Genomic DNA, 11,381 nt, shown 5'->3' with positions numbered 1-11,381 from the left:
GCATCTCTCGTTCGTGGGTCGACGCTACCGAAACCTCAGCGCTATTGCACTGCGCAGATGTAGCAATGTACAGGGGTAAGGTCATGGGTCGTTCAACTTACCATTTTTACGAAACCGAGCATGGTCTTCAATATCAGGCTCAAATTGATGAAGACGCTGCGCTTAAACAGGCAGTGGAACTTCAAGAGATTGTTCCATTCTATCAGCCAATTGTGGCACTGCCGTCTCAGGAAGTCGTCGGATTTGAGATCTTGGCTAGATGGCTCAAGCCAGATGGGAGCACTGGGATGCCTGCTGATTTTATTCCAGCGCTCGAACGCCTAGGGTTGATCCCCATGATGACTCAATCTCTCGTTAAGCAAGCTTGTAACGCTGCCAGGGATTGGGACGATCACCTTCATCTTTCGCTGAACGTCAGTGCAGCAATGATCACCGATGAGCTTTTTCCTGATCGGTTCCTGGAGCAGTTGCGCCATGAGCAGTTTCCATTTGACCGCTTTGAGGTCGAAATAACCGAAGAGGCCTTGGTCGGCAATATCGAAGCGGCCGAGCGCAACCTGAACAGACTTCACGCACATGGCATCACAGTGGCACTTGATGACTTCGGCACTGGCTACTCAGGTCTTTATCATTTGACACGTTTGTCCATTGATAAAATCAAGATAGACCGATCTTTTTTTGAGATCGGTAAGACTGATCATCGTCCAATGGTAGAAGCCATTTTAGGGATGGCACGTAGCCTGAATATGAAAGTAACCGCGGAAGGCATCGAGGATTTTCACTCACCCTCCCTTCCATCTTGGCTGGCCAGCAATGGGTGTAATTATGCTCAGGGGTATCACTACGGTCGGCCCCAGGCTCACGTTTCACGCTCCGTCGCTGGAGTTCCTGATTCAACAGTTCTATCGCGGGTGTAGTTGGTCAAGCAGCAAAACTGCTGACATTTCACCTTGACTCAGCTGCAAGCCATCTGCCACAAGCTGACCGCGCACTGATCAACTGGATTTGCCCGGAACTTGGGAGTTTCCTCCAGATACCGCAGCAGGTGAATGCAGACTGTCGTGGTCTCAACCACGTCCGACCAGATCCGCACCTGACCGCCCGATTGCTAGACAAAGCCATCAAGCTCAAGATATCTCTCCGGTCAGAGACTACCAAAGGGCCCCGCTATCTACCCTTGCGGATGCTTGTGCAAGACAATTTCATTTGCATCTTTGCAACTCCAATCGTCGCTTCAGTAACCCTCTTTGACGTCTTTCCAGCTCCTTGGCAAGCGCTGCAAGCTTGGCTTCACCGAACGCAATGGCCCTGGCTTTCGTAAGAAAAAGTTCGTCAACGTGGTAATTGCGGCCCTTGTCAGTGCGGTCATATGCGCTGTTAGCGAATCCCTGGTCCACGAGTTCGACCTCCAGCAACTGAAAATTCCGTGTCAGCAGCCATGCGGTGTAGGGGTAGGTTCTGTCGCTCATCGAAGTCTTGGTCACCACAATTGATCGCTATATAGATAAAAGCATAGCGAGATGTGTTGCTACAACAACCTCATGCACGTAGGGCAGGGCAGGCAGGCGACATGTCTGGATCTGTAGGCAAGAAACATCAAGGAAGGAGCCCGCCAGGGGAGGTAGGAAGGCCTGGCGGGCTAGGTCTCCTACTGCTAAGGCCCGATAACGCTATAGATCACTCTAGGGTAGTGAGGCGTTATGGCGGAGAGCTGCCCTCCCTTAGGTCGTTTCGGGTCGTGGTGAGCTCGCATCTCCAGGGCACACTACCAACACTGAAGCATTCCGTTTAGCTTACTCCGTTGGGAGCCTGCATGACTTGCGGGACTTTCCTGGCCAGATCTGTCGGAATGTTAGGCTTGGAGATGACGTCATAATCAATACCCCCAGCGTCAGTTGCAGACTCTTGCCTTCAATGAATGAATGCATTTTGAAATCGCATCCCGACAGGAACGACAGCATCATTGGTAGTGTCGTGTCAGTCTGCCTGCAGGCGATTGCAGCTGCTGTCCAGCACTGTCCCAAGGTTCCTATAGTTGACGCCAGGTCGCACTCTGGAATAGAGCCCCAAAAGGTCAATCTTTCTGAAGCCAGCGCCGCACTCGGTATGGGTCGGTCAGTGAAACGTTAGACTTGCCCGAAAATGACCCATCAAAGGAGTCAAACGTGTTTGTGATCCCGCTGGACCTCGGCGCAAGTGAAGCGATGCAAGCCATGATGGTCTATTCCAATGTGCTGTACCCACAGCGTGTTCGGTACTTTTTCTACATCTGCAAAGAACAGCTTCAAGGTCGCTGCAGAAAGGATCTGGTCATGCGCCTCGACAAGGTCATGGACGTGGCCCTAGTGCAGAGCGGGGAATGGCACAGCCGACTGACGATGGTGTTGGGCGAAGCGCTCGAGCTGGGCGCCCTGCACAGGGCCGACCACGATTTCTTCTTGGCGCAATTGGGCCACTGCACCCCTGGGAGGCACGAAAAACCCCCGACTCGGGGGTTGCAGCGAACCGGCAATTGATCACCGCTGGGCAGATTCCAGTGGCTCGACATCCGCAGCAAGGTAGAATAGTGGCCTATAGCCATGACAAGGCCTCACCAGTGCATGCTGTGGAATTTTCTATGTTAGACGCTAGCCAGATTGAACGAGAACTCGAGAAAACAACCAGCGCTGCACGTTTCTCTGAGCAATTGGAGCTACGTTATCAGAGCGATATCCACACTACCCGCCGGCACCACCTGATTCTGTGCTTGATCTTGGGAGGTTTCACATTCGGTAGTTTTTCACTATGGATGGTCATCATAAATCCGAAGGATTTGGTATCAGCAATTTTGCAGATGGTCGGAACATGTGTACCAAGCACTCTACTGGGTGTGTTGCTTCTAAAGAAGTTATCGGAGCACTGGAGAGAATACGTCTCCATGTTGCCCTCATACACTGGATTTATAGCCGCTTACAACGTAGTAATTAACGGTGAACAACCTGTTTCGGGTGAGCAGTCACTGTTCATGTTTTGTTGGCCGCTGATGCTTATTTATGTCAATACGTGCATGAAAAGCCCTTTTAATATTGCTTTGATATACAACATATTTTGCTTAACCATTACAGCTTGGGGTGTGCATACAGCCCCGATTTCCCTGAGTGCTGGCGGCTTGATAATGACCGCTATAGGCTCCTCATCTTTTTTCTCATTGCTCGGCAACTACTGGTCCAACGCCGAAGCCAGACGAAGTTACCTATATTGGCTACGTGAGGAAACCAGAGCCTCTAGTCTCACAGATGCCAATAGTGACTTGCAACGCCTTTCAGAGACCGACTCGCTGACCGGTCTGGCTAACCGTAGGCACATACAACCGCAACTGGATGCGCTTACGGCAAACCATTTGGATGGACAGTCCGAGGGCGCATTATTTTTGATCGATATAGACCATTTCAAACGCTTTAACGACCATTATGGACATCTTATAGGCGATGAGTGCTTGAGAGCTGTTGCCACGGCTCTGGGCAGTTGCTTCATTTCGCCTTGCGCCGTAGCACGATTCGGCGGTGAAGAGTTCATTGCCGTTTTGCCAGATACCTCTCATGATGAGGCCCGCAGGATCGCTCACCACGTATTGCAAACCATACGTGAACTAAACATTGCCCATCTGGGACGTACAGACGGCATCTCGGTCATCACTGTCAGCATCGGATTAGCGCACAGTGCGAGTAGTGCGCTAACCGATAGCACCTCACTTCTGGATCAGGCTGACAAAGCTCTGTATCGAGCTAAAAGAGGTGGCCGCAATCGTCTAGAGGATACGGGATTTATTTTTTCTCAAAACGATGAGTCGCTTCTAACCCCGGAGGATATCCGAGAGGCGTTAGCAACAGACCAATTCTACTTGCACTTCCAATCGCTGTATCAACTCGAACCTTACCAGCTCACTGGATACGAAAGCCTTATTCGCTGGCAGCATCCCAAGCTCGGAAATGTGCCACCTGACTTATTCATCGCAATGGCAGAACGCAGCGGGCTGATTAATGCTGTAGGTGACTGGGTGTTGGATAAAGCCTGTGAGGCGGCCAGCCGCTGGCATGACGCTGTCAGCATATCAGTGAACCTTTCACCTATACAGCTTGCCAACACAGACTTTCCGATGAAAGTGGCGGGTGCATTACTTAAACATGGTCTCGCGAGCCATCGGCTCATATTGGAAGTAACCGAAGGCGTGCCTCTGCGTATAAATGATCAACTATTGAGTACTGTTTCCGGTCTCTGCAACCTGGGCGTACGACTGGCTCTGGACGATTTCGGTCAAGGTCATGCCAACTTGGCTTATTTACTGAAGCTTCCATTCCATTCTTTGAAGGTTGACCGTCAGGTACTCAGAATTGAAAACAAATCCCAACGCGAGGAGGTGTTGACGGCCCTTTTGAAACTGGGGCATGCATTTGGTCTCAAAGTGTTAGCGGAAGGCGTTGAGACTGCTCAGGATCTCGAGCTGCTGCGTACTCTAGGCTATGACCATGCGCAAGGGTATTATCTTGGACGTCCTCAACCGAATACATTTTCTTGTGACTCGTTACCCCCCACGCAATCGCTGGCGCCCCATTGTCATCTTCATATAGTGTTAGGTAACTGACTGAACTTACTGCTGAGATTATTAGTCGACGTTATCGATAATCTAAAGTCCGCTCCTTTTGCTACCCCACATACTGTTGTATCGGATGCCAAATAGAGAATGCAACCGCCGGATCACTTAGGAAGTGGTTCTCATGTTCAGCCGCCTCAGTCTACTCGCTAGGCACTTTGCCGTGGATTTGCGGTGTGCGAATGGACCACGTGGTAGCGTATCGGGCCTGATCTGAACGTTTGGCACTACGAGTACTCCGTTCATCAGGTAAATCGTATGTTGAACTAAGATTGTGCCATGCAGATCAATAGGTTATTGCTAACCTAGAGGACATTTCCATGATCAAGGCACTTCCCTTACCTTTACTCTTCGCATTAGCGCTTGGCTTGACTGGCTGTGAAAAATCGTCCGAAGACCACACGCAAGATGCCAACAAGCATCAACAAGCGTCTGATCAGAAACAGGTTGAGGGTAATCCCGGGCAGGCCGCTGATGAGAAGGCTCAGGCTGATAAGGACTATGCTAAGGCTCATGAAGCCCGAGCTTCTGAAGATCGCCATCAGGCCCCATCCTTAGCTGTGCCTGGGTATATCAAAGCTCCAGAAAAAAACTGATCGCGAGGATAATGCTCACCTCCCACGCGCGGGCGTGAGATTAATTTTCCTTGCCCTGACGCGCCCGATAATTTCTGGAACAGGTGCATCTCAGCGCTGCATCCCTGCGCAGATGGCGGAGCTGAATGCAGCAAAGTCGCCTAGATGGCGGTGTGATCGAGACGGTGTGCAGATAAAGCGCATGCCCTCGGGCAGACGCGATTGCCTTTAATGCTAGAGTTCGGTAGGTGTGTTCGCCATCCGCTTACGCCATGGCTGCACCTTGGCGATATCTGCCTCGTGTTCCAGGGCATTGGTGGCTGCCGTTGCGCGCAGCCCGTGTACGCCGAGTCCGGCAACCTCTACCCCTGCAGCGCTGGAGTAGTGCCCTACCACCGCATAGAGGCCATCGGCGCTGATCCCTGCACCCGTTGCGCGGCCGCGCAGCGGGTGGAAGAGGGGAGCCGTGCTGTCCTGCTGATCATGGCCGCAAACGCATACCGGATCTTGTTGCCATCTGAGCCACCTCGATTGCCTGTTTTCTGTACTGATATTGGCGTGGTCCAGCTGAGCCTGGGCGTTGGCGATGTCGGCCTCCTATCCGAACAGACAGGGAAAACCCTATCTGCCCCGATTGGGATTTTGCTACCGTGCAACCTCGCATGTCCCCGCTGCTACACGCGACTCTGCTGAGCTTGCACCTATGTTAAGGCCCCGATTTGATTACCCCGAACATGAATGATGCGTTTCAGCAGGCTATGGCCACATGCGCTCAAGAACCTATCCGTACGCCAGGCAGCATCCAACCGCAGGGTTTTCTTGCCGTCATAGCTGAGCCTGAGATGACCATTCTTCAAGTCAGCGAGAATCTCACGCATTGGCTGGAGATGAACGTTGACCAACTAATTGGTTCGCACCTCGGCGCTCTGGTCAGTAATGGGGCCGAGCTTGTGAAGGAGCTTGGTGAGCTGGATGAGGACGAGTCTCAGCCTTACCACGTGGCGGACGTCAGCTTCTTGATGGGCAATAGAAAAGATCGGCGCGTGGCGATGATGCTACACCGGCACGACGGTATGCTGATTGCTGAATTCGAACGTCCGGGTGAAACAGAGGTTGTTCATAGCCGCCTCTACCCATTGGTCAGATCGTTCATCACTCAAACCAAGGACGCCGAAAGCGTTGACGATATCTGCGTCCGAGCCGTGCGCGTTATCAAGCGCTTGACCGGGTTTGGGAGAGTGAAATCCTACCGCTTTGATTCCGATGGAAACGGGCTGGTCAATGCCGAGCTTCTCGATGCGGGCTATCCCAGCTATTTAGGTCTGTGCTTCCCGGCATCAGATATTCCAAAGCAGGCCCGAGAACTTTACTGCGCAAATCGGATACGGGTGATCGAGGATGTCGACTATGTGCCATCCCCCGTTATTCCGACGCTCAATCCCAAGACTGGGGCACCGCTGGACCTAAGTTACGCCGCCCTGAGAAGTGTGTCTCCTGTCCATCTGCAGTACATGCGCAACATGCGCACCCTTTCTTCAATGTCGATCTCCATCGTAGTGGACGGCCGTCTCTGGGGCTTGGTCTCATGCCATCACGACAGCCCGCACCAAGTGAACTTCCAGACCCGAACGGCGTGTGAGCTTTTGGGGCGGGTGTTGTCGCTGCAGGTGGAAACCAGGGAAGCTCACATTCAAAGTGCCCGCATGCTTTTGCTGCGTCAGAACGTCGTCCAGATGCTGGCAGCGATGGCCGACCACGATAGCGTTCTGCAGGGCCTGCGTGCGCTACCCGACATCTTTGTAAACTTCGTGGGTGCCAGCGGTGCAGCCGTCGTTTCCGGGGCAGGATGTGACCTCTACGGAAATACCCCGGCAAAGGCTGACGTTCTGGATCTCACTGAGTGGTTGAGCTGCCACACAGGCTCAGAAGTCTTTCACAGCGACAACATCCGTCGAGACATTCCTGAGTTACCGAGACTGGCTGACTCCGTGAGTGGAGTGCTGGCTGTGGCCATCTCTGAAATTCATTCCAATTATTTGATCTGGTTCAAGCCAGAACAGTCTCATGTTGTGCATTGGGCTGGTCAGCCGCAGAAGACTTTGGACGAGACGGGCGCACTGAACCCGCGACAAAGCTTCGAGCATTGGCAGCAGCTGGTGGAGGGCTTTTCAACGCCGTGGGATGCAAGCGAGGTGGAGGGTGTCAGCGAATTTCGTTTCGCAGTGTTGGGAATCGTGCTTCGTAAAGCTGAAGAGCTGGCTGAGGTGTCTGAGGAGCTCAAGCGGTCGAACAAAGAGCTAGAGTCGTTCTCCTATAGTGTCTCTCACGATCTTCGTGCACCACTTCGGCATATTGCTGGTTATACCGACCTGCTCTCGGATCTGGAGAGCTCCAACATGACGGAGCGCGGCCACCGCTTCCTCGGGACCATTGCTAATTCGGCCAAGTTTGCCGGCACCCTTGTCGATAACCTGCTGACCTTTTCGCAGATGGGCCGATCGACCATGAAGCTCAAAGAGGTAAATCTTTTGGCTATGCTCGATTCCATTCGGCACGAAATGCGACCTGACTACGAAAACCGTAGCATCGAGTGGAGGGTAGGCGACCTGCCGAACGTGATAGCAGACCCTGCGTTTCTGCACCTGGCGATGCGCAACCTGGTGGCTAATGCCATCAAATACACCCGGGATCGGCTAGAAGGCCTGATTGAGGTCAGGGTACAGGACCAACCCGATGAGTTCGTGGTCAGCGTTCATGACAACGGAGTGGGTTTTGACATGCAATACGCCGGCAAACTCTTTGGAGTTTTTCAGCGTTTGCACCGCATGGAAGAGTTTGAAGGCACCGGCATTGGTTTGGCCAACGTGAAACGGATTGTAGAGCGCCATGACGGCACGGTTTGGGCGGAAGGCAGGCTCGACAAAGGTGCCTCGTTCTACTTCACCTTACCTAAAAAAAACCTTTCTTCGACTGCTGATGTGACCCTGGACCTTTAAAATGCTCAAACCAATTCTTTTGGTCGAAGACAACCCGCACGATCTCGAACTGTCATTGGTGGCGTTGGAGCGCAGCAATCTGTCCAATGAGGTCATTGTGGTTCGCGACGGCAGCGAAGCTCTGGATTATCTTTTCCGTCGCAACGCTCACGCTGGGCGTGATGAAGGTAATCCGGCCGTACTGCTCTTGGACTTGAAACTGCCCAAGGTCAATGGTCTTGAGGTATTAGCTGAGCTAAAAAAGTCGCAGCATCTGCGCTCTATTCCTGTGGTGATGCTGACCTCATCACGCGAAGAGCCGGATCTCGACGCCGCCTATCAGTTGGGAGTGAACGCATACGTGGTGAAACCGGTGAACTTCAAGGAGTTTGTAGGTGCCATCACAGATTTAGGCATATTTTGGGCAGTCTTGAATGAGCCTCCATCCGGCTCTACCCGGGTTGTTCGCCGGCCCAGGGCTTAAACCGAGCATGCGACTACTTGAAGCTGGCAACGCCCTCGGACCGCTCAAACTGCTTTTCGTCGAGGACAGTTCGAACGATATTGAACTAACACTGCTCAGGTTGGATGCTGGCGGGCTAAGTATCGACCCGATCGTGGCTCACGATTATCAAAGCGCATGTAACGCGCTGCGACACAATCAATTCGATGTGATTCTCTGTGATTATTCCCTTCCGGGACTGCCAGGTACCGAGGTGCTGGACTTCGCAAAAAAAGCAGCGCCTCAGACTCCTTTCATTTTCCTCTCGGGAATGTTGGGGGAGCAGCAAGCCATTGAGACCATCCGCCAAGGCGCTACCGACTACGTCCTCAAGCAAAACCTTCAGCTGGTCCCCCGCGCGATCACCAGGGCCGTGCAAGAGGTTCGCGAAAGAATCAAACGCCAAGCGGCCGAGAAGGCGTTGCTCGAAGTCGAAGCACGTGCGCGGCTGGCTATCAAGGCTGCTGAAATGGGTGTGTGGGAGCTCAACACATCAACAGGCGAGATCATCTGGGACGATCGAGCACGCGCCCTGTATGGCGTTACTGCACACACGGTACTTGCACTGGACCAGGTCATCGCCATGTACCACCCCGATGACAGACAGATGCTTCACGACCGGGTCGCCCAAGCGCTTCAAGTAGAGACGTCCTTTCATTCGGAATATCGACTGCTGTTACCTGATGGGCAGGTACGCTGGATTGCCTCGGATGGCCGCTCAAGTTTTGAAAATGGCGTATGCGTCCGATTCTCCGGTGTGCTGCAAGACGTCACTGTTCGCAAAAATGCCACCCGCGACCTCGAACGGCTGACCGAAAAACTCGGCGAGAGCGTAGAGCAGCGAACCCGCGAACGTGACCGCATATGGGAAGTGTCTCGGGAGATGCTTGCAGTCCTTCATTTTGATCTGTCCCCGGCGACCTTCAACCCTGCTTGGGAAACCAGCTTGGGCTGGTCGAAAGAGCACTTGCAGGGCTTTAAACTATTAGAGCTCGTTCATCCAGAAGATCTGCAAGCAACGGTTGAGGAGGCGCAACGCGTGTCAACTGGGCATGTATCCACACGGTTTGAAAACCGAATGAGGCATGCCAACGGGACCTACCGCTGGCTGTCCTGGACCATCGTGCCGGATAACGGCCTCATGTATGCCGCAGTACGAGACATCACAGAGGAGCGGGCTGTGATCGAGGAGCTGGCAACCACCAATGAAAAGCTTCTCGAACAGATCGCGCATCGTGAGCGGGTAGAAGCCACGCTGCAGCAAATGCAGCGGCTTGAAGCCGTCGGGCAATTGACTGCAGGGGTCGCTCACGACTTCAACAATCTCCTTACCATCATCCTGACCAGTGCCCTTTTTGCCAAACGTGAGGTGCAGAAGGGGAAGTTCGATCGGATACTCACTCGACTTGACCATATCAGCACCGCGGGTGAAAAGGGGGCAAAACTGACCCACCAGTTGCTCTCGTTTTCCCGCAAGCAACGATTGGAAACTCGACAAATCGATCTGAACGCAACCATTGACGGTATGAAAGGGTTGATCGAAAAAGCGGTGGGGGCCAGCGTTCATCTGGCGTTGAAGCTGGCCGTTGATTTGTGGCCGGCTGCTGCTGACTCGGTCCAAACCGAAATGGTCGTCCTCAACCTTGCCATTAACGCTCGGGATGCCATGATGTCAGGTGGAACTATTTCGCTGAGTACACGAAATGAAACCGTGGACCATCAGCCTGCAGCGCCTGACGACATGGAGGCTGGGGACTATGTAGTGGTGTCGGTTGCTGACACAGGTACGGGCATGAGTTCCGAGACGCTAAAACGTGCTTTCGAGCCTTTCTTCACGACCAAAGCGGTGGGGCAGGGATCAGGACTTGGCTTGGCGCAGGTTTTCGGCTTTGCCAAGCAGTCGGGGGGAGGGGTCAAGATCAAATCTCAGGAAGGGTCTGGAACCAGCGTCGAAGTCTATCTTCCACGCGTTGAGGTAGCCGCTGCGCCGAGTAGCAAGGTTATGGAGTCGCATGCTGAAGAAGTCGAGTACAAGCCCGCTAATATCCTTCTGGTCGACGATGATCGGGCAGTCAGGGAGGTCACTGCTGCTTTGATCGAATCGTTGGGACACTCCGTGTTGTAAGTCGGCGGGGGTGCCGAAGCATTGGAGCAAATGGCCTCAGACACAGACGTTGTGATCACGGATTTCGCCATGCCAGACATGAATGGCGGGGAGCTTGCGACAGCGTTGAATAAGAAGTCGCCTGATGTCCCTGTCATATTCCTCACTGGCTACGCGGACATCGACATCTTGGGGCTTGAGGACCGCCTAGTGCTCCAAAAGCCCTTTAGTGAAGCGGAGCTGCAACGCAAAATTTTGCAAGCACTACAGCCCTCATCAACGGCAACCGAACTTTGAAATACTGATTAGTTGATCTAGTCAGCGCGCAGGCTGTGTTAGCGAAGCATTCAGCGCTGCTGGCACAGCAGCAATCTGTAGAAGCTCAGGCGCCATAAGCCAATGCTTATTGTCCTAAATGCCGATGTAATGCCCATTCATACGGCAGGAAGTGTCACAGTTATACCCCAGTTTGCCGGTGGTACTGGGTACAGTCACGCGCATTGCTCAGAATGGAACCTTGGGTTTTGAGCTTTTGAATAAAACCATACTCTGTGGAGCAGCTATCGAGCGTGCTCCAACAGGTGCTCAGCGCGAC

General features: G+C 53.1%; 9 protein-coding genes and 1 pseudogene. 8 read left to right on the top strand and 2 right to left on the bottom strand.

Annotation, left to right across the window (positions count from 1 at the left end; all coding sequences use genetic code 11):
- Positions 1 to 917: EAL domain-containing protein (locus IFT47_RS26695; protein ID WP_192176550.1), on the top strand; the 917-nt coding region annotated here is incomplete at its 5' end.
- Between the two features lie 285 nt (positions 918 to 1,202).
- Here IFT47_RS26695 and IFT47_RS26690 read toward each other — a convergent pair.
- Complete coding sequence (locus IFT47_RS26690; protein ID WP_065986121.1) at positions 1,203 to 1,469, bottom strand: hypothetical protein; 267 nt, start codon at positions 1,467 to 1,469, stop codon at positions 1,203 to 1,205.
- 696 nt (positions 1,470 to 2,165) lie between these two features.
- On the opposite strand from IFT47_RS26690, the gene IFT47_RS26685 reads away from it, so the two are divergent.
- The 3 genes from IFT47_RS26685 (at position 2,166) to IFT47_RS26675 (ending at position 5,226) form a co-directional block, all read left to right on the top strand.
- Positions 2,166 to 2,516 carry a hypothetical protein gene (locus tag IFT47_RS26685; RefSeq protein WP_192175076.1) on the top strand — a complete coding sequence of 117 codons (351 nt, stop codon included), beginning with the start codon at positions 2,166 to 2,168 and terminating at the stop codon, positions 2,514 to 2,516.
- Positions 2,517 to 2,566: 50 nt separating this feature from the next.
- Positions 2,567 to 4,621 carry an EAL domain-containing protein gene (locus IFT47_RS26680; protein ID WP_192175075.1) on the top strand — a complete coding sequence of 685 codons (2,055 nt, stop codon included), beginning with the start codon at positions 2,567 to 2,569 and terminating at the stop codon, positions 4,619 to 4,621.
- Between the two features lie 329 nt (positions 4,622 to 4,950).
- Positions 4,951 to 5,226, top strand: a complete 276-nt coding sequence (locus tag IFT47_RS26675) for a hypothetical protein (RefSeq protein WP_192175074.1) — start codon at positions 4,951 to 4,953, stop codon at positions 5,224 to 5,226.
- A gap of 249 nt (positions 5,227 to 5,475) precedes the next feature.
- On the opposite strand, the pseudogene IFT47_RS27780 reads toward IFT47_RS26675, so the two are convergent.
- Positions 5,476 to 5,694: pseudogene (locus IFT47_RS27780) on the bottom strand (tyrosine-type recombinase/integrase); the annotation flags it as partial.
- A 245-nt stretch (positions 5,695 to 5,939) separates the two neighbouring features.
- Between IFT47_RS27780 and IFT47_RS26670 the strand changes: the two are divergent.
- From IFT47_RS26670 to IFT47_RS28395, 4 genes are read left to right on the top strand one after another with little or no spacing between them, the layout of a single operon-like run.
- Positions 5,940 to 8,201 carry an ATP-binding protein gene (locus tag IFT47_RS26670; protein ID WP_192175073.1) on the top strand — a complete coding sequence of 754 codons (2,262 nt, stop codon included), beginning with the start codon at positions 5,940 to 5,942 and terminating at the stop codon, positions 8,199 to 8,201.
- A 1-nt stretch (position 8,202) separates the two neighbouring features.
- Positions 8,203 to 8,664, top strand: coding sequence for a response regulator (locus IFT47_RS26665; protein ID WP_192175072.1), 462 nt, complete (start codon positions 8,203 to 8,205; stop codon positions 8,662 to 8,664).
- A 7-nt stretch (positions 8,665 to 8,671) separates the two neighbouring features.
- On the top strand, positions 8,672 to 10,807 hold the full coding sequence (locus tag IFT47_RS26660) for a PAS domain-containing protein (protein ID WP_446731169.1): 2,136 nt from the start codon (positions 8,672 to 8,674) through the stop codon (positions 10,805 to 10,807).
- Positions 10,808 to 10,828: 21 nt separating this feature from the next.
- Complete coding sequence (locus IFT47_RS28395) at positions 10,829 to 11,083, top strand: response regulator (RefSeq protein ID WP_446731168.1); 255 nt, start codon at positions 10,829 to 10,831, stop codon at positions 11,081 to 11,083.
- Positions 11,084 to 11,381 lie beyond the last annotated feature (298 nt).

This window comes from Pseudomonas sp. CFBP 13711, assembly GCF_014842265.1.
Lineage (GTDB): Bacteria > Pseudomonadota > Gammaproteobacteria > Pseudomonadales > Pseudomonadaceae > Aquipseudomonas.
Note: the sequence above shows the minus strand (reverse complement) of the source record. Positions and strands in the feature narration are given on the sequence as shown.